The organism is Bradyrhizobium sp. YCK136 (genome assembly GCF_044570075.1).
GTDB lineage: Bacteria > Pseudomonadota > Alphaproteobacteria > Rhizobiales > Xanthobacteraceae > Bradyrhizobium > Bradyrhizobium diazoefficiens.
In genome coordinates this window covers 7,801,003-7,824,839 of the sequence record NZ_CP172424.1, presented here as the reverse complement: position 1 = coordinate 7,824,839, position 23,837 = coordinate 7,801,003, and the positions used below count along the sequence as shown (strand labels likewise).

The window sequence follows — 23,837 nt, the reverse complement described above, 5'->3', positions numbered from 1 at the left end:
TTCTCAGGCTGGCTCGATCGATGGTGTTACTCGGAGGCAGCACACGGCGGAGTCGGTAGGTTCTGGAACGCCTTGATGCGATGCGAGCGCCGTGTGCAGCAATTGAAAGGTGCTCGACCCGATAGTTCGCATGTCGCCGGATTGTCTTTCAGACCTCGCGCAGAACGTGACGTCGCTGTTGTCGTGTTCATCAGTGTCGGCTGGCCTCCAGTGCGTCCTCAGCAGCTGTTATTTCCGCAAACGTGCCTTGCTCCGTCGTAGCTGGAAGGCGGTACCACACAAGTTATTGCTGCCGAGCACCCAAGCTTGCCAGCCGTGCGCCAACGCCTGTTTTAGGAATGCAGGGTGGAGTCGTCCGCTTTAGTACGAAAATGCTCGCAACATGGCAGGCGCAGATCGGTGTGCGCGCCACAAGGTGCAACCAAAGGAAACTCTGGCCGTTTGGCCCCAACTTATGTGGCACGACGCTTGCTGTGCAAGAACTGTGAGTTGTGCATCGAAATCGTGGAGGTCAAAATGGGTATCTACCTAATCGAGTACAAAGCGGATACAAACTACGTACTTGGCGCGTCCGATCAAATGGCCGGCGCTGCGGTAGTGCTCCGCGCAAAGGGTACGCAAAATCGCTTCACACTGTGGGACCTCAGCTATGACACAGGAGCCATAACGTTGAACTCCAGCGCTGGTAAGCTCGCAATCGCACCGCAAGGCGATCGCATCGCTCCGGAAGCCCTACTGTCGCTCGCAGTCTACAACCCTGCCGACCAGAAGCAGCAATGGGAACTGCTCAAGAGCCCCGGCTTCATTCTCAGCGGCGCAGACAATAAGTTGTGCATTGACAACAAAAACCGGGTCGCGAAAGACGGAAATCCCGCTTGGTTATACCAATTCAACGGATCAGTAGCTCAACAGTGGAATTTTGTGCCTCTGATGAGCCTTAGGGTTGTTGCCCCGGATGAAGACCTGAAGGTTGCAAAGTAGTCAGCTCAGTGGGGGCCTGATGCGCGCCCCGTCCAGGACGGTCCGCGCGTTAGCCCCACCGCACCCCAATTTACATTCTGCGCGCACCTTGTCTCGCGACCATCGTTGCATGTAGCGAACGATGGGAGCTGCCTCGACGACCACGTCCTCGAACAGCACGACACCGGCCGTGCGCGCGGATTTGTGCGAGGATTTCGGTGATCATGGCCCCTTGCCCAACCACGACACCGTACCCGTGCCGCTTGGCGACGGCAGTCTGAACGCACCGTAGTTGCCATCGGCGACATGCACGCGCACATCGAAGCCATTCAGATTGTACGGGTTGATGGTGTTCGACGCCTTCTGCAACGTCCTGAACGGCCCATGGATGCCGGTGGTGAACGCCGCCGAGAGACCGTCGTAGGTATCGTTGCCGATGTTGGCGTCAACGTAAAAGTCCACCGGCTTCGTCAGGTAGATGGTGCCGCCGCTCACACTCGCCGCGCCGCCAGACGACCAGACCAGATGGAAGTAGACGCCGTCATAGATGAAGCACGCGATGGCACCCTGCTTCAGCTCGCCCGCCGACAGCTCGCTGTTGTCGGCGGGATGCCGGATCGGCTTCGGTCCCAGCGCATTGACGTTGAGGACTGACGCGCCAGTGTTGGTGTTGCCGATCTTGCAGATGACCGTCATGTACTTGAAGTACGCGGTCGGCGCGGGCGTCATCGTCACCTGATAGGCATTCGAAGTGCCCGCATCGTCGTCCGAGATCAGGAGCTGGCTCTGAACCGCCTTCGCGAGCTGATGAAGGTCGCCGTTGTCGGGCACGGCGAGGTTCGCGTCCGCGATCAGGTTCACGATCTCGCGCTGCGGATATTCAATCGACGCCGCTGGCGGGATCGAGCCTTGTTGACCGGTTGCCGGGTTGCCGTTGATGTATGGCGCCTTCGGATCGCTCACGCCATAAGGCTGGTTGTACTTCATGCACGCGTCCTCTCGCGGCGCGCTCCCAAAGGGCGCACCGTGTTTCAGGTCGGAAGGTGAAGGGATCGGCTAAGGCGTGCCCGCCATCGGATCGCCAGGCGTCAGGCCGGAATAGTCGTAGACAATCTCGGTGTGCGCCGGTTTCCAGCGCGCGACGATGCACTCAAGGTCCGGCGCGTGATCGATGCGCAGATGCGGATCAACACCGCACTGTCCCGAGGCGCAGCGAAACCATTGCAGGTCCGCTTGATGAACGTGCACGGTCCAGTAGTAGCGGTTCTCTGGAGGCCCAAGGCCGTAGTTCGGCCACTCGCCCAGCTCGCCGTCCGCGACGGGCTCGCCGTTCGGGTCCATGATCCGGCGGCCCCAGGCATCCTGCATGAAGGTGCCATCGCCATAGACGCGGCCATCACCGCAGCAGTCGATGCCGACCATGAATGGCCGATATTCGGTGATGGTGATCGTGTAACCGAGGAAGGCAGCGAAGTTGATGTAGAACTCGCGCGATTGCGAGCCGTACAGCGTCATGCGCGACCAGGGCGGCCTGGCGCTGGGCGATTGTCTGTGGCGCGGTATAGCAAGGATCGGGCAGACCCCAGTTGCGCTCCCAGTCGGGCAGCAGCTCGACCGTCTTGCGCGGATCGCTCTCGGTCTCCAGCAGATCGGCAGCGCGTCCATCGACGTAGCCCCAATAGTTGTTCAGGCCATCGCAGGCCTGCCACAGCGTGCTGTCGATGGAATGCTTAGGCCACGCCTGGCCCTGCGGCAGCAGCTCGAGGAAGGCGTCGCGATAGTCGCTGCCCGCCCTGCGGATGTGCCGGTCACTCATTCGTACAGCACCGTGCCCAGGACAGCCGTGCTGCCGATGTTAGGCATGACGAAGTCGTCATTGGTGACGAGATCGAACGAGATCACGCTCGGGGCCTGCATGATCGCAGCGCTAATCCAGGCCGAATAGATCGTCTGTCCAGGGGCGACCATCCGGAACAGTATGTCCTTGAGCTGCGCCTCGATCTCGGCCTGGCACTCGGCGGTGTTCGGGTTGAGGTCGGCTATCGTCAGGTCGAGGAAGTTCTTGATCGGCGCGGCGACGAAGCAGTCCTTCACGGTGACGGGCCGCATCTTGTCGATATAGGCCCCGACTGCGGCAACGTCGGGCGGGAGCGGGAAACCATCATTATCGGCGCGCAGGTCGTCCATCATGAAGCGGACGGTCATGGTGCCGATGCCTTGCTCGACATTGGCCCAGGCCCGCGTAACGCCAGGGACCGCCGAGGCCCACGAAACATAGTCCGCTTGCGCGCCGCCCATTGGCGGGTTGCGGATGCGCTGCAGGATGCGGGCCCGCAGCTCGTCGTCGGTCTCGGTGTCGGTACCGCCCGTGATGCCGTAGCCGAACGCTACCGAGCTGACGCCTGGGATCGTAGGCGTGATCGTCAGCGCCGAGCCGTCCGGCAGATTGCCGAATGATCCTGCATCGACCGCACGGATGTTGCCGGTCACTGGCGCACCGGCCGAGGCCGCGATGTCCTCCAGCGTCTCGAAGGTCACTACAGTGTTCGGCGAGCTGTAATCGAGCGGTAGGCCAACCGCGCTCTGCAGCTGCGTCCCGGTCGGGATCACCGTGCCATCGACGATGCCCTGGAATTGCGCGGTGCCGCTCGAAAGCGTCGCCATCTTGCGGCCGGTCGAGCCGTCCGCGTTGACCAGCCAGATTTGCCCGTGCCGATCCAGCCATTCGGTCTCGGCGGTGTCGGGCAAGAGCTGCAGCGACAGCCAATCGACGTATTGCAGCGTCAGATGGCAGAGCGCGCCCTGGTTATCCGAGAGAACCCGCAGCACGCTGTTCGGAACGTTGGCATCCGCTCCAGGCAAAGAAGCGTTGACCGCATCGCGCACGAGTTCGCGCACCGCGCGCAATGTCGGCGTTGACCATGGCATGTCGCTGTTTCGCTGTTAGGAGGTTTGCATTGCGTCCCAGAGGACGGCGTAGCGAAGCTCGATCTCAGGAAGGGGCCCGCGATAGATGCGCAACAGGGCATCGACCCGCTGCGGGTCAACTCGAGTGACCCACACATCGAAGCCCGAGCAAATCTTGCGGTCGACGAACGGCTGGATCGCAGCCGCGATGTAGTTCTCGACCATCACCAGCGTCGAACCCTGGCGAGCCTGGGCCGGTGTGATCTTGGAGCGGCGCAACAGCCACAGCTTGGAGCCGATGTCCCAGCCGCCCCAGATGGCCTGGGCATCCATATCGCCCCACCAGCCCATCCGATCATTGGAGTCCGGGTCGGGCAGGATATCGTTCGGGCCTGCGAGCGCGTTGGTGCCGAGCGCGACGATGATCGCGGTGGCGAGGGCCTGGGTGTCGTCCAGCGTGCCGTCCGGCAGCAACGACCAGTCGACCGTGACGGAATATTGCGGAAAGACGTTGTTCTGGACCCCCGCGGGTCACTTCAAATTCCTCCGGGTGTGGTCAGTCAAATTCCTCCACCCGCGAGGCAGGACAAGGGACTGTTAGTTTGAGTTTGTTTCCCGGGCAAGAGCTTCAGCGGCTTCTTTGAGCCGATAGCTGCGTCCGTCGAACTCAAGCAGATGGCAATGATGCATAAGGCGATCGAGGATCGTCGTGCTCATAGTGTTGTCCCCAAGGTATGCCCCCCAATCCTGCACGACGCGATTGGAGGTGACGATGACGCTGCGGCGCAGTTTGTAACGCTGATGGATCAGGGTCTGCAGCAAAGTGCCGGCGTCGTCGGGGATGGCGCGTGCGAGGAATAGATCGTCCAGCACGAGGAGATCGCAGTCGATGATGGTTCGCAGCCGGACCTCGCGTTGTGCCGGAGAGTTCAGGGCGTAGCGGTGAAAGAAGTCGTCGGTCTCAAGATACTGGACCTTGTGGCTTTGCAGGATCGCCTGATAGGCAATCGCCTTGGCGATGTGCGACTTCCCGGTGCCAGGTTTGCCAACAAGCAGAGCGTTCTCGCCAGCGGCAATGAACGCCAGGGTGTGGAGCTGGAAGCAGGTCTGACGTGGCAGTTTGGGATTGAAGGACCAGTCGAACTCGGCGAGCGTCAGCTTTTCGTCGAGCCCGGATTGCTGGTATCGCCGCTCGATAAGACGGGACTGACGACGGTCCAGTTCATCCTGCAGGATAAGGGAGAAGGTCTCGAGGAAGGGCTGGTTGGCGCCCTGCGCCTGGAGCACGCGCGTCTGCAGCGTGTCGCGGACACCCGACAGGCGCAGCTGTCGTAGGCAACGCTCAATTTCCGGCATGGTCATCATGTGGCTAGGTCTCCAGTTTAAGGTGAGAAGGTGCAGCGGGAGCGCTCGTGGCGCCGGAGTTGGCCGGGGTTGCGCAGGCGACACGAGCGCGGATTGCCGTGGCGTGATCGTCGTGAGCCTCGGCCTGCCGACCATTGTCGTCGGCGTCGCGCCGCACAGCGCGGCTGAAGAGGTCGCCGTATTCCGCGGGGGTACGGATCAGCGGATGATCCTGGGTGAGCGGCGATGCCGGCTGTGGCGTCACTCCAACCTGCTCGATCGCCTGTTCGAACAACCGCTCGACGGTCGCACGCACGTGCTTGTAGCGGTAGATGCGGTTGTCGATGGCGTGCGCGCAGGCCTGCTCGACCAGCCGCGCCGGATACTTCCGGCCCAGCCCGACAATGCCCCACATCGCGCGCTGTCCGGGGCGCCCTTCGGTGTCGAACACCTGCTGGCACAAGGCCCTGGTCTGCGGTCCGATGCGCTCGGCGCTCGCCAGCAGCACGGCGGTTTGCCGCGACGGGTTGAACGGCCGTTCGCTGGTCGGCAGGACGACAGAACCGGGGTGCGCCATCCGGGAATGAACACGCAGCAGCGCACGGGTGTGGCGATCACGGATCTCGATCGTGGTGGTGTAGATGCGCACGACGACCTGGCTGCCGATCGGCGCGGGCCGCGCGGCGTAATAGCTGTTGTCGACGCGTACGGTGGTGTCGTCGCAGACAGTCCGGACGACTTCGGTGAAGATGCGGAAGGGAGCGACAGGCAGCGGCCGCAGGTGCGGCTTCTCTTCCTGGAACATCGCCTCGACCTGACGGCGCGTGCTGCCGTGGATGCGTTTGGAAGCCCAGTTCTCCTCCCAGTGCCTCAAGAACTCGTTTTGCGCCTCCAGCGTCTCGAAGCGCCGTCCGGCCAGCGCAGTGCCCTGGGTATGTTGAATCGCATTCTCGACGCATCCTTTCCGATTTGGATCGGCCACGCGCGCGGGATCGGCGACCACGGCGTAATGAGCCAGCATCGCGCTGTAAATCGGGTTGAGCTGGGGCTCGTACAAATCCGGCTTGAGGACGCCTTCCTTCAGGTTGTCGAGCACGACATAGCTGGGGACCCCGCCAAAATACCGGAACGCCTCTTCGTGGAGCTGCGCCCAGACTTGTTGGCTGGACTTCCAGACTACCCGCCGGAAGCTGCGCCGCGAGTAGCGTAGCGTCATCACGAACAGGCGGGGACGACGGTACCGCCCGCTCTTCGGATCAACCGTCGGCGCGCCCTCGCCATAGTCGACCTGAGCTTCCTCGCCGGGGAGGAACTCAAGACGATCAAACTGCTCAGGATCAGCGTGCCGCAACCGGCGCACAAACCGCTTGACACTCTGGTAGCTGGACGGAAAGCCAAATTGATCAACCAGGTCCTGGTAAATCGCCTGCGCGTTCCGCTTCAGCCGGACCTGTTCTTCGATCCACGTCCGATGCGCTTCGCAAGCCGAACGGGCCAGGCTGCTGGTGACCGTCGCTTCCGATGTCCCAAAAGCCGGTGGTCGGGGTGGAGGAATTTGGCCGTCCGCGCTCACCGAGCCGGTGGTCACTTCCCCGGGGGAATTTGCCTCCGCACCGGCCCGCAGCGCCTGATAACGCCGGATCGTCTTGCGATCGACACCCGTCAGCCGGTGAATCTCGCGCTGGCTGGTGTTGCGATCAAGTAATGTAAGTACGGTGCTTTGCAGATGTCGCTTCAAGACGTTCAACTCCCCGGCCCCTTGCTGGCTAAAGGGGTCGAACATAAACGTCCTGCCTGACCGGCTACTGCTGTTCAGCGGCGCTGACGGCGATCATCAGGTGGGGGAGTTTCAAGTGACCATACCCGGGGGATTTTGACCGACCCACGGGGTCTGGACCAGCCGGATGTCAGGGACGTTGTATCCCGCTGGCATCGGTCAGCCGATCTTGCCCAGCGAGTTCACGCACGGGCCCGACAGCGTCACCAGGTAATCGAATGATGCTTTACCTGCCTCCGCGCCGACATAAACTTGCTTGTCAGTGTGGCAATGCAGGTACGTGTTGCCATCCGCGAGCGCGAGGTGACACTGGTTGCCGCCCATCCGCGTCTTGTCCTTGGTGACCTCGACGAACAGAGGCGATTTCTGGCCGTCCTTGTACAGCGCCTGCTGGCCGCGCTTCTGCTGCTGGCCGCCTTGCTGCCCGCCGCTCGATCCGCCGCCCGCATCGCGCGCCGCCACTTGGCCGCCTGCCGAACTGCCGCCCGACGAGCCGCTGCCGCCCTGGTCAATCGTTGCGTTGCTTTCGCTGTCCTGCTGCAGCAGGTGCATGCGGACGGTCTTATCCTGCGGAGCGGACCAGAAGCCGCCGTCCTGCGTCAGATGGAATTGCTGCTTGTCGCCGCGCCCGCGAAACATCGCGGTGTCGCCCTTCTCAAGCTTGAAAAGCCGGTGGCGGCGGTCATCCATGGAGCCTGCGACCGGGAACGAGCGGCTGCCGCCGATGAAGGCTGAGAAGTGCTCCGCACTCGCCTTGATCTTGCCCAAGGCGTCCTTCTCGGCGTCGAACACGACGGAGGTGAAGCCATAGTTCTGCGGGGCCTCGACGCCGCTGCGCGTCTCGTTCGCCATGAAGTTTCCGCCCATCTCCTGCATCAGCTTGCTGTCATCGACCTGGTCGACGACACCGCGCGCCCCACCAGCGGAGTAACCGCGCAATGAGCTGTTCAACGGTGTGGCTCGATGCATCTCAGACACTCGCTCCGTTGCCGCCGACGTTGTAGCTCGGCTGTGCGTTCAGCCACTCGGGATCAACACAGTTGAGCACCGTGATGCTGCCTTTCTTGTCGTCCTGGGTGAACACGACCTGCTGGATGGCCAGCTCGGTGTCGAGCATCGCCATCGGCGAATAGACGTGAACGTGCTCGCCTTCGCTCCAGAGTGCGATGCCCTCGCGCAGCCAGCCCTGCACGGTGATGGTCGCCTGGATGTGCGTGCCGTCGTGCCACAGCTTCTCGTAGTTGGCCCGCGCCTGCATCTCGCCCTGCGACTTGACCGACTCCTCTATCGGCGTGATCAGCTTGCTGTAGAGGACGTTGCCGACGCCCGTGTTCGCGGTCGCCTTCTGCTCGCTGGCATCGGTACCGTTGTGATCGTCGCTGCCCTGTGAGCTGCCGTGAACGTCGTAGCTCTCGAACACCATGGTGCTGTCGATGATGCACTGGCACGACAGGATGTTTTTACCCTCGATCAATCCGGCAACGACGGGCGACGTGTGCTGCCCGATCAGCAGGAAGTTGCCGAAGGCGTCGCAGGCGAGCCGCACGCCGCGATCCCGCGCAATGCGCTCCATGAAATCCCAGACCGGCTCGCCCTTATTGTTCTGCAGCTTGTCGAAAGGCGTCAGATCGAGCTGGCCGATAGTCTTGACGCCGACTCCGTAGGGAGCCCAGACCTCCTGCGCGATTTGGGCGACGTTCTTGTTGTCGAAGCTGCCGGTCTTGGTATCGACGCTGCTCTTGCCGCCGTTCGCGGTGTAGCTCTTGCCGACCAGCATCACGCCGTGGCTGAAGGCGTCATAGGCAACCTGGCGGATTTCGATAAAGCCGGTGATCGCCAGGAAGCCCGCAAGATAGACGCTGCAGTGATCGCCCGGCTTGAACTGAAGCTTCTGCCAATCGGGAAACGGGCCGCCCTGCTTGAAGACGGGGTCGCGCTCGGCCGCGCTGAACTGGAAATAGGCGTAGGAGTCGCCCCAGTTGCGCCGGACCATGACGAACTCCCAGTCCTCGAACTTGAGCCCGTTCACTACGAGGACGGCAGTTTCCTGGGGCTTTGGCATCGATCACGCCGACAAGGCTTCGCCCAGCATCGGGCAGAAGGCAGGATGCACGACCTTGTTCTCGACGCGCAGCTCGTCGGCGCGGGAAGCGTCGCTATAGAGCTTGTACGCCATGACCAGGCTCGGGAGCGGCATGAAGAACTGATAGTTCAGCATGCGCGGCAACGGCAGCGCGGTCTGAACCAGATGGTTGGTGATCGCCCCGTGCAGCGTGATGAGCGCCTGGAACGTCATCTGGTCCATATCGTCGGCGGCGATCTCCTCGGCGTCCTGAAACGGCTGAAACAGCGCCTCCTTGATCGTATCGACCTGCTGGCGACTGACGAAGCTCATGCCCGCGAGGATGTAACCCTCGGTCGCCAGGCAAAGGCGGATGCCAGCGTTCTGGAGCAGAACCGCGCCGAGCGAGACCGGCTTTTCCTGCTCCGTCTGCCTGCGCACGGTTTCGAGCTGCTGCCAGGTGATGCCCGCCTGGCGCGCCTGGTCGAAGCAGTTGTCGAGCGGCGGCCCCATCGCGTCCTCGATCAGCAGCTTGTACGCATTGGCCCTGGTGTCACCGATGGCCGTCCTGGCGTTGATGCCCGCGTGGCCCTTCGCCGGGACGAATGACAACAGGAGGGCCAGCATCCGATCAACGAGCGGAGCGGCCTCGTTCGCGTCTGTGCGCTTCATGCTTCAACCGTTGCGGTGCCGATGGAAGGCGACGGCGGCGCAAGCGAGCGCTGCACCTGGTCGCGAACGTTCTGCGATGCGTTCGCCACAGTCGCCTGGGTGTCCGCTTGGCCGGGATCGAACCGCAGGTCGATGCCATACTCGACGAAGGTGATGTCGAAGGTGCAGAAGCCGCCGAAGCGCTCTTCCTCCGTCATCCGATATTTCGTCACGACCACGACCTGCGGCGGCTGCGTCGATAGCTGCAGGACGCCAGGGCCCTCGGTCTCCAGCGCGTCGATCAGCCGGTCGCGCACCTTGCGATAGCCGCAGACGCCAGGCATCGGCAGCAGACGCAGGGTCTGCATCGCCTCGGACAGCCGCTTCCCAACGTGGGGCCCGTCCCAGATCGAGGGAGCCTCGTCGGCCATCACCACGTCTTCCAGCGGATTGAACTTCATCGGCTCGCGCCGGATCAGCATGCAGTTCATTTTCCCAACCTCCGTTTCGGTGCATAGAAATCACGCACGCGCCGCTCGTTATGCTCCTGCTGCCGCCGCTCCTGTCGGCTGGCCTCGGTCAGAGACAATCGGCCGTGCTCCAACCGGTGACACGCGGCGCAGAGCGCTTCGAGATCGTCGTCCAGCTCGCAAAACAGCCGCTCGTAGGTCTTGTGATGCACCTCCTGCGCGGGACGGCCGCAGCGTTCGCAAAAGCCGCGCGACCGACGAATTGCTGCATCCGCTCTAGCCCGCCATTCCGGTGATTGCAGATACTCGGCGTAATCCATCATTCATCCTCGCTGGCCAGCGCCTGTTGCTTCGGCTTCTTCGTTTGCAGATTGCATGTCGCGTACCGACCGCAGTCGTACTGAAATTCCAGACCGAGCTTCGTTGCGTAGCCCAGCTCTTCGAAACGCGCTTTCTTGTGATGAAGCTCGGCGTAGTACTCGCACTTACCCGCATCATTGAAGAGGCGCGGCCGATGCACCACGAAGCCCTGGTCGACCATGTTGTCCCAGTGCTTTGAGCCGTGGATGTGCTCAAGCTCGGGCGGATCGCTGCGGCGGTAGCCATCGCCCGCCTTTGCCGGATGCGCGATGATCTGCACATGGCAGTCGAGATCGACCGCGAAACTGTACAGCTCGCGCAGGCAGCGGCCGATGTAGTCGGTCTCGCTCTCGTCCCGCTCGCGGCTTCCTTCAAGCCTGTTCCAGGGATCGATCTGCAGAATTTTTGCACCGTTGCGGCGCACGGCGACTTCCGCATTCATGAGCAACCACTGCAACGTGGGGCGACGTTCAGGATGCTGCAAAAACAGGTAGTGGTCCTCGATCCACCTGTCGGCTGCGGCGATCTCGGGCGGGTCCAAGGTCCCTTCAAGCCTGCGCGCATGTAGCGTTCGCAATTGCCGCCGCAAATGCGGCTTCGGGCGGGTCTCGAAACTCGCGATGCATGCGACGAGCCCGTACTGTGCGATGATCTGGTACCAGAGCTGGGTCCACAGCGTGGTCTTGCCCATGCCGGGATGCCCGGTCACGACCGACAAAGTACCGGCCGCGATGTTGCAGCGGTCGTTCCAGCAGCCGTCGAAGCCAAGATGCCAGACGGTCATCGGCGGCGGATCCGCAAGGTCGCTCATGCGAAACAGGCCATCGACCGGCCACGGCATCGGCGCGTGGATAACCTTGTCGCGCAGGTCTGTCGCGCCGTCGCTCCGCAGGAAGTCGTTCGCGTCCTTCGTGCCCTCCGGCCACTCGATAAAGAAAAAATTCGAGAAGGCGCTCGCGCGCTTGGTCTTCCGGCAACGTCGTTCACGCTGCTCTGGGTCGAGAGCAAGTCGCCGCATTGCGTGCGCGCCCAGACGCTGAAGGACGAGGACCTGGCGCGCGGCCACGCGCTCAATGAGCTGGCGGCCAAGACGTTCTGGGAATGCTACCGGAGCGGCGTCTGGCCTGGCCCTGGGGATGATCGCCCCGATGCCGAATACGTCGATCTGCCTGACTGGTATCGCAAGTCGGTTGATGACCGCGTCAAATTTGAGCTGCGGGAGGCTGCGTGATGACCGATACGACCGTCACCAACGAAGCCCAGCAGACGCCGCCGCCCCAGCAGCAGGCGCAGCCCGAGCGAGTAACCCGCCGCGATCTCGCGGAGGGGAATGCTGAGAAAGTCGTCAGCGAACGCACGGAAGCTGTGACGCTGTTCAAGGGCGGCGGCGTCGATTACGCGAACCTGCGCGACATGGTCGATGCGGCCAAGCTGCTGTCGGCCGCAGGGCCGATGATCCCGCCGTGGCTGCAGGGCAACGTCGGCGGCATGTTCGGCATCTGCATGAAGGCGCAGGAGCTGGACATCTCGCCGCTGTCGCTCGCGAGCTGGACGTACACCGTCGAGCAGTACGTCAATGGCCAGAAAGTGGAGCGGGTTGCCTACGAGTCCCAGTTCTTCCACGCGATCATCGAACAGCGGGCCCCGATCACGACCCGCTTGCAGGTTGACTATGAAGGCGAAGGCGACAAGCGCCGCTGCCGGGTTTGGGCCACCTTCAAGGGCGAGAAGCAGCCGCGCTATTTTCCGCCTCTCGACGCCGACCCCGATCAGTTCACGCTCGGCAAGCTGCATCCTGGCCACAACGACAAGGGCAAGGTGAAAGGCTCGCCGCTCTGGGACAAGAAGCCCGATCTGCAGCTGTTCTACAACATGAGCCGTGATTGGGCGCGAATGTATTGCCCCGACATCATCGCTGGCATGTACGGCCGTGACGAGATGGAGGATGCGGGCTTCACCGTCGCATCCGACGCCGCCAAGGATGTTTCGCCGCGCCTGGCGCAGCGCCTGAGCGGCAACGCTCCCGCCATTGGCCAGGCGGCCATCGCCGCCATTGACGCGCACGCCGCATCGCACGCGCCGAAGCCCAAGCCCAAGTCAGAAGCCGAAGCACCTTCGACTGCGCCCGCAACCGACGCTGCGGGTGATCGTCCTTCGAGTGATGCGTAAGGGGGAATGACTAGTGACGCATAGTTGTTTTCCGGTGATCGAATATGACGTGGACCTGCAGGTGGCGTGGCCGCCCTGCCACGGGGGCAGCACGCTCGCAGTGTCTGATGGCGCTCGCTATCGCAAGATGCTTGACGACTTCAACGCAATCAGCGCAGCGCGCCCGTATCTGAACCATTGCACCATCGCGTGCGCGGTTGGCGCGCAGGTGTTCGGCACCACCGTCCAGGACCTGCGGACAAGACCTAATCGCGACGTTCTCGCTACGCGCCAGAAGATCATGGCCTTCACCAAGGTTGTGACCGGCGCGAGCTATCATCAAATCGCGCGCTCCTTCGACATCGACCACAGCGCGGTCATCCGCGCCTGCGCGCGGCACGAACTTTCGATCCGCCTCGTCCTGGAAAAGACCGTGTGATGCGGAAGGTGGTGCGCGATGTGATTGCCGCCGTCCACGACGCTGGCGGCTCGAACGTCCGGGTTTCGGAAGGCGGCAGGCACACGCGCATCCACTTCACCGCACCTGATGGGAAACGAACTGTCGTGCTGCTCCATCGCGGCAGCGTCGTCAGCCGTTGGTTTCCGACGCAGGTCCGATCTCAAATCCGAAGGAAACTCTCGAAATGAGCATTGGCCGCCTTCGCCTGCTGATCCTGTTCGCAAACCTCGCCGTCTGGCTGGTGCTGATCTACGTCGCCGCGCTGGCCTGGACGGCGCTGAACCACTGAAAGGAAGAGACCATGAACCTCGCCAACGAAATCTCCTCGCTTGAGACCGAGCTGCAGTCGCTTCGCACCGAAAACGAGGTGCTCAAGAGCAACAAGTCCGTCATCGAGTTCGAGAACGACAGCCTGCGTCGCCAGGTCACCAAGGTCAACGCCGAGCGCGACAACCTGATGCGGCGCGCCGAGGCGATCAAGAGCCTGCTGGACCAGATCGGCGGCAGCCTGATGCTCGGCCTTCGCAAATTCCACGACAACGAGCGCGAAATTGAAGCCGCGAAGCTGACTGCCGAGACCGGCGACATGCCGATGTTCCTGGCCCAGGCGCGCGGCAACGGCCACGCCGAGGCAGACAAGACCGAGCACTGATCATGACCCGACCCAGCGACCTCGAAATTGCGCAGGCGATCTGCTGCGGAGCGCACTGCCGCAGTGAGACCTCGCATTGCCATGCGGGCGATCACTTCGCCGAGGCCTATCGCGTTCGCAAGTTGCTGGATCGCCACGCCCTTGGGACCGGTGGAGCTACGGAGGCGGCGTCTCGCACAACGCCGTCGCGCGGTGAGGATATGAGCCAACGACCCGCGCCCCAGACCAAGCGCAAGCGAAGGGCTCGGGCATGATCGCGCGACGCGCCCTCCTGCAATGCCTCGCGGCCGCACTGGCGTCGCCGATCCTGGCTGACGACGATGACTTCGATGCGCTGTGGACGCGTCGCATCGGTCGCGAGCTGGACGAGCCGCTCGCCGGGGTAGCTCAGTCGGTAGAGCGGCGGATCGAAAATCCGCGCGTCGGTGGTTCGAACCCATCCCCCGGCACCAATCGCCCCCGCGATCCGGTCTGCGGCAAGCGCGGTCGCCGCTATTTCCACATCGGTCGTCGTCTGTCCTGGAGGTGCCGCCGTGCCGGCTGATGAAAACAAGATGGCCGACAACGTCACGAAGCTGATCAACGCATTCCACGAGCTGAGCGAGGACATGGACCTCGACAGCGAGGGCGCGGCGCTGGCCTATCTCGTCGCTGAATATGTCGCCTGCTTCGAGCCGAAGCATCAGGAGGCGATGCACGGGCTTTTCGACCGCTGCGTCGCTGACGAAATCAAGCAGATCAACGCATACCTGCATCGTCGGAAGGGGGCGCACTGATGATGTCCGCCGCAAAAGCGAAAGCCAAATCACGCAAGAAGCCGGAGGCTCCGATGACGCAGCTTGCCTACACGGTCCCGGAGTTCTGCCGCGCCTTCCGCATCTCGGAGCGGCACTACTTCAACCTGCGCGACGAGGGTAAGGCCCCGAGGGAAATGCGGGTCGGTCGCCGGGTGCTGATCTCCGTCGAGAGCGCGCAGGCCTGGATCAGGGCGCGCGAACTGGAGGGGACCTGATGATCTCCACCACCGACAAGCTGCGCTGCGTGCTGCGCGAGATCAGCTACCGCAAGCACGTCTATCGGCGGCGCGTGGCCGACGGCTTCATGACCGAGGCCCAGGCGAACCGCGAGATCGAGCTGATGGAGGCGATTGCCATCGACTATCGCACGATGGCGGCGGCCGAAGCGCCGCAGACCGAAATGTTCACCGAAAAGGAGCGGCCGTGATGGAGGCGATGATCACCATCGACGGGCACAAGCTGACCGAAGGCCAGAGCATGTCGGTTCGCGTCGCCATCACCGCGTTCCTGATGGAGCTGAAAAACGACAAGCAGTTTGCGGACAGCCTTGGTCTGATCGGCATCGCCTACCAGGCGCGGCTGACCGAGGTCATGCACATCATCCTCAACAACGAAGCGTCTTAAGCAACGCCAGGTCGTCCTGGCAAAACAAGGAGAGAAGTCTATGCGTATTCCCAAGGGGGCCGACATCCAGTTGAAGACGGAGAACGACGCGCTCGAATTGCACGTCACCGCAGCGATCACGACCAAGGCGCAGGCCAACGACCTGATTTCCTGCATCCGCCAGGTTTCGGGCGCGCTGGAAAGCGAGCGCCGCAGCCGCCGCAAGCCGAAGATCGCCGAGGCGGCGTGATGGCCTGGCGGTGGCGCGTGTCGGCATTCTACGGCGTCGAGGACCCCGACAACGGGAAGCGGCGCGGCGACTGCGCAATCATGACGACGCACGCCACCGAGGGCAGCTTGATGGTCGAGCTGGCGGCTTTTCGCCAGCGCGCCGACATCGGCTGGGTCGACATCGTCGACCTGCAAACTAGCGAGCATCATCGGGAGTACATGCGATGACCGACCGCCGAGCCCTTCCGATGCGCCGCAGCGCGGATACCTTCGACATCAGCTTCGGGGGGTTCAATCGCGGCTATGCCGTCACGCTCGGCTTCTACGAGGACGGCACGCTCGGCGAGGTCTTCATCTCGGGCGGCAAGAGCGGCGAAGCCGTTGAGGCTATTGCGCGTGACGGCGCGGTCCTGCTGTCGCTCGCACTGCAATACGGCGCGCAGATCGAGAACTTGGCCAGCGCCATCACTCGGGACGGCCAGGGCCAGCCTTCCTCGATCATTGGCGCGGTCATCGACCGACTCCTGCCGGTGGCGAGGGCATCGAATGAGTAACGTCGTCTCGACCGTATTCGAGCATACCAGCGTGCCTTACGGCGAGGACGGCAGGCTGGTGCGGGGCATCATCGCGCGATGCGGAGCGCCCAACTGCGAGACCGCCGTTCCGTTGCCGGTGAACCTGATGGCGAACGGGCGCGGCATGGACGGCAACATCGAGTGGCAGTTCATCGCGCGCAAGCTGGAGCAAAAGGGCTGGCGCATCGGCAAGAGCGCGACCGCGCACCGCTGCCCCAAATGCTTCAGCGCGGCGAAGTTCGCAGCAATCCGGAGATCTGGAGAGAAGACCGTGGTGAATAAAATCGAGCAGTCGCTTCAGGTGGTGCAGGAGAACGCCAAGGTGATGACGCGCGAGGACCGGCGCATCATTTTCGAGAAGCTGAACGATGTCTACATCGACGGCAAGATCGGATACGGGCGCGGCTGGACCGACGAGAAGGTGGCAAATGATCTCGGCGTGCCGCGCGCCTGGGTGAAGCTGCTCCGGGAAGAGAACTTCGGCGACGAGGTCGGCAACGAGGATATCCGCGAACAGGCCGCCGAGGCGCAGGCCGCGCTTGCAGAGATACGCAAGCTGGAGCCCGACATGCGGCGGCTGCTGGCACTCGCCGACAAGGTCGAGAAGTCGCTGGCCGAAATCCAGAAGGTGCTGAAGTGAGCGAACAGACCGAACTCGAGGCCCTGCGGGCCGAGCTGGCCGCAGCCAAGGAAGACGCAGCCGAGCTGCAGGACATTTTCGATCTGCAGTGGGAGGCCGACATGCGGGCGGTGCGCCTCTGGCGCGAGGCGAACCCCGGCAACGAGCTGGTGCTCCCTGATCGCGCCAACCTGGTGGTCTGGCTGCTCGGCCTGGTCGAGCGATCAGCGGCGCTGCCAGGCAGCCGCGAAGGCGAGCGCTGCTTCTGCGGCCAGCCCGCCGCGCACAAGGTCGAGGAAGTCGTCTTTGCCGACGACCCGCACCCGATCAGGCACCCGCTGACGAGCTACGTCTGCAGCGAGCACTTCCGCGAGATCATGGGACCGGCAGCTAAATGACCTTCCGCGTCATCAACCTGACAACGGGCGAGATCGTGGCCGAGCTGCACAGGGCAGATCACGCCATGCAACTGGACGTAGACGCAGCCTGTGGGATCGCGAAACAAAAAATGCCCCGCCTGAGCGGGGCGCTGATCAGGCAGCCATGGGGACAACGTTATCGGCAGCTGGTGCGGCCTGGTGATCGAGCAGAGCGCGGCGCGAGAGGTTGCCGGAATGCTCGGTGATGAACTTCGAATAGGTCCGCTCGATTTCCGCGACGCTCGTGTTGTGGCTGGCGGCGACGACCCGTATGGGGACGTTGAGCAGCAGGTTGCGGACAATCGAGCTATGGCGCAGCGCGTATAGCGTGACCTCGTCCGCATCGAGGCCGATGGCCTTGACGACCTCTGCGATATCCTCGCGATAGTCGTCCGATACGCCCTTGCCATCGACGCCCCAGGTCTTGCCGTTGCTCCGGAGCAGGAGCGGCGCGCTCGCGGGCCGACCCTTCGCCGCCTTCGCCAACCTTTCCGCCAAGGCCGGGGTGATGTGGACCGAATAGCGCTCGACCTTTTTGCTGGTCCGGTTGAGGCCGCCGCCCTTGGCCGACTTCGGCATCATCAGCCGGGGCTCGGTCTTGTGCGCGATCAGGTCCCGCACGTAGAGGCGAGCCGCCTGGGAGGGCCGCGCCCCGCTTTGCGCCAGCACGTCGGTGAACTCGCCGAGCTTTTCATCGTGGGCATAGGCAGCCCGGACGAAGCTCATGACCTGCGGATCGGTCAGGATGACGTTGTTGACCTCGTTGGCATCGGGCAGCAGCTGGAGGCCAGTCGTCCAGGCGTGCTCGTTCTTGATGCGCCGGTCGGCCTTGGCGGCGAGATTGAGCGCGGCCTTGATCACCTTGCAGTACCGGTTGACGCTGGCCGGGGCCATCTTCGCCAGCATGGCGTCGCGCCACTTGCGCAGCTCCTGGGAGTCGAGCAGCGGGACCGGCTTGGTCAGGAGGCTGGCGGGCAGATGGCCCTTCGGGGTGGTCGCGTTGCTCGCGCCAGCGCCGCGCGAGACCAGATCGTCCTTGTAGCGGTCCATGGCGATGCCGAGCGTGACCGGCTTGTTGCCTTGTTCCTCTTCGACCTCGTCCTCGTCGCCGCCGCGCACCAGCTTGCGCGCTTCGGTGACCGCTTGGCCGTAATTGAAGATGGCCTTTCCATCGGCCTTGGTGAAGTCGTCGGCGATGCCGAACTTCTTCAGCCATTCGCCGCCCTGGCCATCGGCGGCGCGGATCGACCAAGTACCTGCGCCTTCGTTGCGCCGATAGCCGAGCGAGAGGCCGGGGCCGAGCCGTTGCCAGTGCGGCTTCTTCCGGATATCGAGCTTCAATCGAGCAGTGGGACTCTCAAGGGAATAGTTACGGGGCTTCGCCATGATCTTGCACATTCCTTTTTGTTTTAGTGTCCGGCCCGGTGTCGGGAAGTGCGGGGTGCAACCTCTTGCGCCCCGCTTCAGGACTGTGCAAAATTTACTATGGAGTTCACGGGGTTAGAAGCCCTCCGGTTTACGCAAGACGCTGCAAGGAAATGCAAAATTCTCCCACAAGGGGAGAAGGGAAGGCAGCGTGCACGAGGTGAGATTGCGTCGCGCTAAACCCACCCGCTGTATTCGCGCCTGATCTCGTCGACCCGATTCCACTCCCGCGTCACGACCTCCTCGCTCAGGCCGATGTCGCGGCGCAGCCAGGCCGTCGCCGGATATTTGTCGGCCCATGTGAAGCCGCCCGCGCATGACAGGAATTGCCAGAGGGCCTTGAGAGCGCACAGCCACCGGTGAGGTCGCATAGGTTAATGTCCACTGAGATTGCGTCGGGCAGCACGCGGCCGTTCGAACCGGAGCCAACCGGTTCGTTCGAAAGGCCACATGCGAGTGAGGTGAAGAGGGGGGCTACGCCGCGACGTTCATCCGCCGCTCGATCTCGCGGTCGATCGTAGCGGCGAGCTCGCTGCTGACTTCCACCATCGGCAGGCGCACTTCGGGGCTGTCGATCAGGCCGCTGCGCCACAGCCAGTGCTTGGCCGGCGCGGGGCTGGGCTCGGTGAACAACAGGCGCGTCAGCTCGGCGACCTCCTGCCAGCGCGCCTGCGCCGCGTCGCGGTTGCCTCGCTTCAGCTCGGCATGCACGGCCGCGAACGTCGCGGTCTCGACATGGGCCGAGAGCACGATGCCGCCGTCGGCGCCGTCGATGAGCGCTTCAAGGTAGTTCGCGTTTTCGCCGGTGAGCACGCGAAAACCGTCCGGCCGGTCGCGCAACAGCGCGATCGACTGCTCGCGGCTGGCGCCGCAATCCTTCAGGCCGGCGATGTTGGGATGCTCGGCGAGCCGCAGCATGGTCTGGTTGGTGATGTTGACCGCGCAGCGATAGGGAATGTTGTAGAGCGCGAGCGGCCAGGCGGCGTGGTCGGCAAGTGCTTCGAAATGCGCCAGGAGCCCGCGTTGCGACGGCCGCACGTAATAGGGGCTCGCGATCAGATAGCCGTCGATCGGCCAGTCCGCGGTTTCATCAAGGCGCTCCTTCAGCCGCGAGGTGTCCGCGCCCGACATTCCGAGGCAGATAGGCAACGTTCGGCGGCCGGCCGCCATCTCGTCGCGGATGATGGCGACGAGGCGTTCGAGCTCGGCGTCCCGCAGCGTCATGCCTTCACCGGAGGTCGCCCCCAGGATGAAGCCGTCGACGGCCTGTCCGCTGTAATGTCGCGTCAGCCGCCGCAGCGAGATTTCGTCGAGCTTGCCGTCACGGAATGGCGTCACCAGCGGCAGCCAGAGCCCGTGCAAATGTTCTCGTAGTCCGGTCATGTCCAGTCTCCTTCTCGGGAAAAAACCTGAGACGGAGGGCACATGAAAAAACCCCGTCCAGGTGGCGGGGTTTTCGGGATTTGCTGCGATGACGAAGCGTAGTTAGCGCGCGCAAAAAACCGAGGTCCCCGGGTGGGGGCCTTTTTTCGAAACGATTGCGCACGACTTCGTGATCATTCGCAAATGAAGCGGGCGATACGTGGAACTGTCAATACACGCGGAAGGCGAATGCCGAATTGGGCAGAAAAAAAGCCGGGCTCGAACGAGCCCGGCTTAAGGTATTGGCCACGTGAGGCCGACACAATCACCTTCCAAGAGGGATTACTGAACTCCCGCGCCACTGGAGGAGGGGGACAAATGCGCAACGCGAAGGCTCAGCGTGCAAACATTATGAGCTTGCCTAACGCCATGCAGCAACAGCCGAGGCCGCATGTCAGACATGCGGAAATCAGGAAGGCCAGCGCTGCGCCTTGCTCACCACGAAGTCGCGGAACACCTGCACGCGCGCGACCGTCTTCAACTCCTCGGGATACACGAAATATGTATCGAGCTGGATCGAATCCGATTCGCCGAACAGCTGCACGAGACGGCTCTGCTCTTCGATCAGATAATCCGGCAGCGCGGCGATGCCGAGGCCCTGCTGACAGGCGCGTACCAGGCCAAGGATGTTGTTCACCCTGAAATAGGCCTCGCGCGGACCCGAGCCGTTGCGGCCGGCTTCGACCAGCCAGTTGCGGTTCTGAAGATGCGGCGCGAAGGTGCCGTCCGAGAGCGTGATGATGCGGTGGGAGTCGAGCTCCTCCAGCGTGCGCGGCGTGCCGAAGCGCTTGATGTAATCAGGCGAGCAATAGGCGTGGAAGCCCATCGCGAACAGCTTGCGCTGGATGAGATCCGGCTGCGTCGGCTTGCGGGTGCGGATCGCAACGTCCGCCTCGCGCATCGACAGGTCCAGCTCCTCGTCGGTGACGATCAGCGAGATCCGGATCTCCGGATAGAGCGCGGTGAATTCGCCGAGCCGCGGGATCAGCCAGTTGATGCCGACGCCGGGCGTGGTGGTGATCTTAAGATCGCCGCTCGGCCGCTCGCGGCTGTCGGTCAGTTTGGCGCGCGCCGCCTGGAGCTGCATGAACACGTCATGCGCGGTGCGGAACAGGAGGTCGCCCTGCTCGGTGAGGATCAGGCCGCGGGCGTGGCGGTGGAACAGCGAGACCGAGAGCTCCTGCTCGAGCGCCGAGACCTGGCGCGAGACCGCCGATTGCGACAGGCCGAGCTGCTCGCCCGCATGCGTGAAGCTGCCCGCTTCAGCCGCCGCGTGAAACACCTTCAGCTTGTCCCAGTCCATATCCGTAAATCCGTCGCGTGTTCGAGGCATGATCTTTATTCCGCTGCTGCACGCTCGCTGGCGCGCAAGGCCAAGAAACGTTCGGCTTCGAGTGCTGCCATGCAGCCGAGGCCTGCGGCCGTCACGGCCTGGCGATAAGTCTCGTCGGCGACGTCGCCGGCGGCGAACAGGCCGGGCACCGAGGTGGCGGTCGAGTTCGGGGCGACCTCGACATAGCCCGACGGTTTGAGCTTGACCTGGTCCTTCACCAGCTCGGTCGCCGGGGCGTGGCCGATGGCAATGAAGATGCCGTCGGCCTTCAGCTCGGTGAGCTTGCCGGTCTTGACGTTCTTGAGGCGGACATGGGTGACCTTGTTCGGGTTCTCGGTGCCACAGATCTCGTCGACGGCTGAGTCCCAGACCACCTTGATCTTCGGGTGCTTGAACAGACGCTCCTGCAGGATGCGTTCGGCGCGGAAGTGGTCGCGACGATGCACGATGGTGACCTGCGAGGCATGGTTGGTGAGGAACAGCGCTTCCTCGACCGCGGTATTGCCGCCGCCGACCACGATCACTTCCTTGCCGCGGTAGAAGAAGCCGTCGCAGGTGGCGCAGGCCGAGACGCCACCGCCCTGGAATTTCCCTTCGGACGGCAGCCCGAGCCAGCGCGCTTGCGCGCCCGTGGCGAGGATCACGGTTTCGGCGAGATAGACGTCGCCGCTGTCGCAGGTGAGGCGGAACGGCCGTCGCCCGGTCTCCAGCTTGGTCACCAGGTCGGTGACGATCTTGGTGCCGACATGGACCGCCTGCTTCTCCATCTGCTCCATCAGCCAGGGGCCCTGGATCACGTCGGCGAAGCCCGGATAGTTCTCGACGTCGGTGGTGATGGTGAGCTGGCCGCCCGGCTGGATGCCCTGGATCAGGATCGGCTCGAGCATCGCACGCGCGGCGTAGATCGCCGCCGTGTAGCCCGCGGGGCCAGAGCCAATAATCACGACCTTTGCATAAACAGGAGCGGACATTTCGATGGACGCCTTTCACGGGGGATTTGCAGCGCGGGCGCGGAAGGAGCCAGGAGGCCTCGCGGAGGCGCTGAAATATCAGAGCTAATCTAAGCGTTCTGGTGAGCTATGCAAGAATTGCATTCCCTGTCGGCGGATTTTTCCAACAGGGAACAAAAGTCGATTGCGCTGCACGCGCAATAAAATTGCGCAATGGGGGCGGACTGGGCTATGAGGATTGCGACAAACCCACCCGATACCGCCGCAAAGGCCAGGAGTTCCAATCACGTGTCGCGGAACCTAGACGAGATCGACCTGAAAATTCTCACCGAGATTCAGGCCGACGGTCGAATCACGAATGTTGAGCTGGCCAAGCGGGTTGGCATTTCGCCGCCGCCCTGCCTGCGCCGGGTCCGGGCGCTGGAGGAGGAGGGCTACATTCACGGCTATCGCGGGCTGCTGGACGCGCGAAAGCTCGGTTTCGACGTCACGGTGTTCGCGGCCGTGCACCTGTCCAGCCAGGCCGAGGCGGATTTGCGCGCCTTCGAGGAGTTCGTCCGCGCCGAGCCCCTGGTGCGGGAATGCTGGATGCTGTCGGGCGAGGTCGATTTCATCCTGAAATGCGTCGCGCCCGACATGGCGACCTTCCAGGATTTCGTCACCCACCTGACCGCCGCGCCCCATGTCCGCAACGTGCGGACCTCGCTGGTGCTGCACAATTCGAAATATGAGGCGGCCGTGCCGCTGGATGTGAAGGGGCGGCGGTAGGTTCGCCAAGCCTGTTAGTCTCGTCACCCCCGCGCGAGCGCGTAGCGCTCGTCGCTGGAGGTGCGAGTGATGGGGCGCGGAGCGCCCCATCGGGAGCCTCGAAGGATGGGCGGCCCGCGTGTCGCCGCGCGAGGCAACAATGGGGCCGTCGCCCTTCGAGGGCAGCTGAAGAAGCGGCCACCTCAGGGTGACGGTGATAGAGTTGCGCTTCGCGGTCTCCACACCGTCATTCCGAGCAACACGCCTAAACAAAAAGGCCGCGCGGTTTGCGCGGCCTTTTCAAAACATCATCACGCGCAGCGGCAAATCCTTACCGCCACTCCACCTTGGTGATCTCATACGCCTTGGCGCCGCCGGGTGCGTTGACCTCGACGGTCGAACCCTTCTTCTTGCCGATCAGCGCGCGGGCGAGCGGCGAAGTGATGGAGATGCGGCCCTTCTTGGCGTCGGCCTCGACCTCGCCGACGATCTGCCACACCGCCTTCTTCTCGGTGTCCTCGTCGACCAGCGTCACGGTGGCGCCGAATTTGATGGTGTCGCCGGACAGTTTCGAGATGTCGATGATGTCGGCGCGCGCGAGCTTGTCCTCGAGCTCGGCGATGCGGCCTTCATTGTGGGACTGCTCTTCCTTCGCGGCGTGATATTCCGCGTTTTCCGACAGGTCTCCGTGCGAGCGCGCCTCCGCAATATGCTCGATGATGCGCGGACGGTCCTCGGACTGGCGCTTCTTCAATTCTTCCCCGAGCGCGGCAAACCCGGCCGAAGTCATCGGAACCTTTTCCATCTTCTCTCTCGTCCTTCGATCGTGCGCCCCAGAACGCGAATGGGCGCCCAACCTTGATTCGTCGGTATTTCCGGGGATCGGTACATGAGCCGCCGGACGTCGACAGATATGGGCTTGGCG

At 63.3% G+C, this 23,837-nt stretch carries 35 protein-coding genes and 1 tRNA gene; 17 read left to right on the top strand and 19 right to left on the bottom strand.

Annotated elements, in window-relative coordinates; translation table 11 throughout:
- Positions 1 to 516 precede the first annotated feature (516 nt).
- Positions 517 to 981, top strand: coding sequence for an RICIN domain-containing protein (locus tag ACFLEY_RS37810; protein ID WP_060913053.1), 465 nt, complete (start codon positions 517 to 519; stop codon positions 979 to 981).
- 201 nt (positions 982 to 1,182) lie between these two features.
- Here ACFLEY_RS37810 and ACFLEY_RS37805 read toward each other — a convergent pair whose 3' ends face one another.
- The 13 genes from ACFLEY_RS37805 to ACFLEY_RS37745 form a co-directional block, all read right to left on the bottom strand.
- On the bottom strand, positions 1,183 to 1,947 hold the full coding sequence (locus ACFLEY_RS37805; protein WP_060911647.1) for a hypothetical protein: 765 nt from the start codon (positions 1,945 to 1,947) through the stop codon (positions 1,183 to 1,185).
- A 69-nt stretch (positions 1,948 to 2,016) separates the two neighbouring features.
- Positions 2,017 to 2,382, bottom strand: a complete 366-nt coding sequence (locus ACFLEY_RS37800; RefSeq protein ID WP_211433418.1) for a hypothetical protein — start codon at positions 2,380 to 2,382, stop codon at positions 2,017 to 2,019.
- Positions 2,357 to 2,776: a putative phage tail protein gene (locus ACFLEY_RS37795; RefSeq protein WP_171901256.1), complete on the bottom strand. Its 420-nt coding sequence runs from the start codon at positions 2,774 to 2,776 to the stop codon at positions 2,357 to 2,359. The genes ACFLEY_RS37800 and ACFLEY_RS37795 overlap by 26 nt, the downstream gene beginning before the upstream one ends.
- Positions 2,773 to 3,888 (bottom strand): baseplate J/gp47 family protein, encoded by a 1,116-nt coding sequence (locus ACFLEY_RS37790; RefSeq protein WP_082756647.1) that lies wholly within the window; start codon positions 3,886 to 3,888, stop codon positions 2,773 to 2,775. Before ACFLEY_RS37790 ends, ACFLEY_RS37795 begins: the two co-directional genes overlap by 4 nt.
- A 15-nt stretch (positions 3,889 to 3,903) precedes the next feature.
- Positions 3,904 to 4,341 (bottom strand): phage GP46 family protein, encoded by a 438-nt coding sequence (locus ACFLEY_RS37785; protein ID WP_396604364.1) that lies wholly within the window; start codon positions 4,339 to 4,341, stop codon positions 3,904 to 3,906.
- Positions 4,342 to 4,464: 123 nt separating this feature from the next.
- Positions 4,465 to 5,232, bottom strand: coding sequence for an IS21-like element IS1631 family helper ATPase IstB (gene istB, locus ACFLEY_RS37780; protein ID WP_038952109.1), 768 nt, complete (start codon positions 5,230 to 5,232; stop codon positions 4,465 to 4,467).
- Between the two features lie 4 nt (positions 5,233 to 5,236).
- Positions 5,237 to 6,994: an IS21-like element IS1631 family transposase gene (gene istA / locus ACFLEY_RS37775; protein WP_100214066.1), complete on the bottom strand. Its 1,758-nt coding sequence runs from the start codon at positions 6,992 to 6,994 to the stop codon at positions 5,237 to 5,239.
- 153 nt (positions 6,995 to 7,147) lie between these two features.
- A complete protein-coding gene (locus ACFLEY_RS37770; RefSeq protein ID WP_060911651.1) occupies positions 7,148 to 7,927 on the bottom strand; it encodes a phage baseplate assembly protein in 780 nt (259 codons plus the stop codon).
- A 31-nt stretch (positions 7,928 to 7,958) separates the two neighbouring features.
- Positions 7,959 to 9,050 carry a phage baseplate assembly protein gene (locus ACFLEY_RS37765; RefSeq protein WP_211433416.1) on the bottom strand — a complete coding sequence of 364 codons (1,092 nt, stop codon included), beginning with the start codon at positions 9,048 to 9,050 and terminating at the stop codon, positions 7,959 to 7,961.
- 3 nt (positions 9,051 to 9,053) lie between these two features.
- Positions 9,054 to 9,677 (bottom strand): hypothetical protein, encoded by a 624-nt coding sequence (locus ACFLEY_RS37760; RefSeq protein WP_129557563.1) that lies wholly within the window; start codon positions 9,675 to 9,677, stop codon positions 9,054 to 9,056.
- Positions 9,678 to 9,718: 41 nt separating this feature from the next.
- Positions 9,719 to 10,192, bottom strand: a complete 474-nt coding sequence (locus ACFLEY_RS37755; protein ID WP_060911654.1) for a hypothetical protein — start codon at positions 10,190 to 10,192, stop codon at positions 9,719 to 9,721.
- Complete coding sequence (locus ACFLEY_RS37750) at positions 10,189 to 10,494, bottom strand: hypothetical protein (protein ID WP_129557564.1); 306 nt, start codon at positions 10,492 to 10,494, stop codon at positions 10,189 to 10,191. The genes ACFLEY_RS37755 and ACFLEY_RS37750 overlap by 4 nt, the downstream gene beginning before the upstream one ends.
- Entirely contained in the window at positions 10,491 to 11,549 is a 1,059-nt protein-coding gene (locus ACFLEY_RS37745; RefSeq protein ID WP_211433415.1) for an AAA family ATPase, read from the bottom strand. Before ACFLEY_RS37745 ends, ACFLEY_RS37750 begins: the two co-directional genes overlap by 4 nt.
- 3 nt (positions 11,550 to 11,552) lie before the next feature.
- Between ACFLEY_RS37745 and ACFLEY_RS37740 the strand changes: the two genes are divergently transcribed.
- The 15 genes from ACFLEY_RS37740 to ACFLEY_RS37670 all read left to right on the top strand — a co-directional run bounded on the left by ACFLEY_RS37740 (position 11,553) and on the right by ACFLEY_RS37670 (position 17,014).
- On the top strand, positions 11,553 to 11,762 hold the full coding sequence (locus ACFLEY_RS37740; protein WP_060911657.1) for a hypothetical protein: 210 nt from the start codon (positions 11,553 to 11,555) through the stop codon (positions 11,760 to 11,762).
- Positions 11,762 to 12,700 carry a recombinase RecT gene (locus ACFLEY_RS37735; protein WP_060911658.1) on the top strand — a complete coding sequence of 313 codons (939 nt, stop codon included), beginning with the start codon at positions 11,762 to 11,764 and terminating at the stop codon, positions 12,698 to 12,700. Before ACFLEY_RS37740 ends, ACFLEY_RS37735 begins: the two co-directional genes overlap by 1 nt.
- 13 nt (positions 12,701 to 12,713) lie before the next feature.
- Positions 12,714 to 13,118, top strand: coding sequence for a helix-turn-helix domain-containing protein (locus tag ACFLEY_RS37730; protein WP_129557565.1), 405 nt, complete (start codon positions 12,714 to 12,716; stop codon positions 13,116 to 13,118).
- Positions 13,118 to 13,327, top strand: a complete 210-nt coding sequence (locus ACFLEY_RS37725; RefSeq protein ID WP_129557566.1) for a hypothetical protein — start codon at positions 13,118 to 13,120, stop codon at positions 13,325 to 13,327. Before ACFLEY_RS37730 ends, ACFLEY_RS37725 begins: the two co-directional genes overlap by 1 nt.
- A gap of 113 nt (positions 13,328 to 13,440) precedes the next feature.
- On the top strand, positions 13,441 to 13,791 hold the full coding sequence (locus ACFLEY_RS37720) for a hypothetical protein (RefSeq protein ID WP_060911660.1): 351 nt from the start codon (positions 13,441 to 13,443) through the stop codon (positions 13,789 to 13,791).
- A 376-nt stretch (positions 13,792 to 14,167) separates the two neighbouring features.
- Positions 14,168 to 14,243, top strand: a tRNA-Phe gene (locus tag ACFLEY_RS37715).
- 81 nt (positions 14,244 to 14,324) lie between these two features.
- Complete coding sequence (locus ACFLEY_RS37710; RefSeq protein WP_060911661.1) at positions 14,325 to 14,567, top strand: hypothetical protein; 243 nt, start codon at positions 14,325 to 14,327, stop codon at positions 14,565 to 14,567.
- Entirely contained in the window at positions 14,567 to 14,803 is a 237-nt protein-coding gene (locus tag ACFLEY_RS37705) for a helix-turn-helix domain-containing protein (RefSeq protein ID WP_249162753.1), read from the top strand. The genes ACFLEY_RS37710 and ACFLEY_RS37705 overlap by 1 nt, the downstream gene beginning before the upstream one ends.
- Positions 14,803 to 15,015 (top strand): hypothetical protein, encoded by a 213-nt coding sequence (locus ACFLEY_RS37700; protein ID WP_060911662.1) that lies wholly within the window; start codon positions 14,803 to 14,805, stop codon positions 15,013 to 15,015. The genes ACFLEY_RS37705 and ACFLEY_RS37700 overlap by 1 nt, the downstream gene beginning before the upstream one ends.
- Positions 15,015 to 15,212, top strand: a complete 198-nt coding sequence (locus ACFLEY_RS37695; RefSeq protein ID WP_060911663.1) for a hypothetical protein — start codon at positions 15,015 to 15,017, stop codon at positions 15,210 to 15,212. Before ACFLEY_RS37700 ends, ACFLEY_RS37695 begins: the two co-directional genes overlap by 1 nt.
- 40 nt (positions 15,213 to 15,252) lie before the next feature.
- On the top strand, positions 15,253 to 15,441 hold the full coding sequence (locus ACFLEY_RS37690; RefSeq protein ID WP_063685610.1) for a hypothetical protein: 189 nt from the start codon (positions 15,253 to 15,255) through the stop codon (positions 15,439 to 15,441).
- Entirely contained in the window at positions 15,441 to 15,650 is a 210-nt protein-coding gene (locus ACFLEY_RS37685; RefSeq protein ID WP_060911664.1) for a hypothetical protein, read from the top strand. Before ACFLEY_RS37690 ends, ACFLEY_RS37685 begins: the two co-directional genes overlap by 1 nt.
- Positions 15,647 to 15,976 (top strand): hypothetical protein, encoded by a 330-nt coding sequence (locus ACFLEY_RS37680; protein WP_060911665.1) that lies wholly within the window; start codon positions 15,647 to 15,649, stop codon positions 15,974 to 15,976. The genes ACFLEY_RS37685 and ACFLEY_RS37680 overlap by 4 nt, the downstream gene beginning before the upstream one ends.
- The gene (locus tag ACFLEY_RS37675; protein ID WP_060911666.1) at positions 15,969 to 16,637 is read left to right on the top strand and encodes a hypothetical protein; all 669 of its coding nucleotides are present in this window, start codon (positions 15,969 to 15,971) and stop codon (positions 16,635 to 16,637) included. The genes ACFLEY_RS37680 and ACFLEY_RS37675 overlap by 8 nt, the downstream gene beginning before the upstream one ends.
- The gene (locus ACFLEY_RS37670) at positions 16,634 to 17,014 is read left to right on the top strand and encodes a hypothetical protein (protein WP_060911667.1); all 381 of its coding nucleotides are present in this window, start codon (positions 16,634 to 16,636) and stop codon (positions 17,012 to 17,014) included. The genes ACFLEY_RS37675 and ACFLEY_RS37670 overlap by 4 nt, the downstream gene beginning before the upstream one ends.
- A 135-nt stretch (positions 17,015 to 17,149) precedes the next feature.
- Here the strand turns inward: ACFLEY_RS37670 and ACFLEY_RS37665 are convergent, their stop codons facing one another.
- From ACFLEY_RS37665 to trxB, 5 genes are all read right to left on the bottom strand, one after another.
- Entirely contained in the window at positions 17,150 to 18,421 is a 1,272-nt protein-coding gene (locus ACFLEY_RS37665; RefSeq protein ID WP_060913055.1) for a hypothetical protein, read from the bottom strand.
- Between the two features lie 215 nt (positions 18,422 to 18,636).
- Positions 18,637 to 18,831 carry a hypothetical protein gene (locus ACFLEY_RS37660; RefSeq protein WP_060910576.1) on the bottom strand — a complete coding sequence of 65 codons (195 nt, stop codon included), beginning with the start codon at positions 18,829 to 18,831 and terminating at the stop codon, positions 18,637 to 18,639.
- A 103-nt stretch (positions 18,832 to 18,934) separates the two neighbouring features.
- Positions 18,935 to 19,843 (bottom strand): 4-hydroxy-tetrahydrodipicolinate synthase, encoded by a 909-nt coding sequence (locus ACFLEY_RS37655; RefSeq protein ID WP_060910577.1) that lies wholly within the window; start codon positions 19,841 to 19,843, stop codon positions 18,935 to 18,937.
- A 448-nt stretch (positions 19,844 to 20,291) separates the two neighbouring features.
- Positions 20,292 to 21,215, bottom strand: coding sequence for a LysR family transcriptional regulator (locus ACFLEY_RS37650; protein WP_028172837.1), 924 nt, complete (start codon positions 21,213 to 21,215; stop codon positions 20,292 to 20,294).
- A gap of 5 nt (positions 21,216 to 21,220) precedes the next feature.
- Positions 21,221 to 22,186 carry a thioredoxin-disulfide reductase gene (trxB, locus tag ACFLEY_RS37645; protein ID WP_060910578.1) on the bottom strand — a complete coding sequence of 322 codons (966 nt, stop codon included), beginning with the start codon at positions 22,184 to 22,186 and terminating at the stop codon, positions 21,221 to 21,223.
- Positions 22,187 to 22,453: 267 nt separating this feature from the next.
- Between trxB and ACFLEY_RS37640 the strand changes: the two genes are divergently transcribed.
- Complete coding sequence (locus ACFLEY_RS37640) at positions 22,454 to 22,933, top strand: Lrp/AsnC family transcriptional regulator (protein ID WP_027547667.1); 480 nt, start codon at positions 22,454 to 22,456, stop codon at positions 22,931 to 22,933.
- Between the two features lie 310 nt (positions 22,934 to 23,243).
- Here the strand turns inward: ACFLEY_RS37640 and greA are convergent, their stop codons facing one another.
- On the bottom strand, positions 23,244 to 23,717 hold the full coding sequence (gene greA / locus ACFLEY_RS37635) for a transcription elongation factor GreA (RefSeq protein ID WP_011090113.1): 474 nt from the start codon (positions 23,715 to 23,717) through the stop codon (positions 23,244 to 23,246).
- Positions 23,718 to 23,837: the final 120 nt, after the last annotated feature.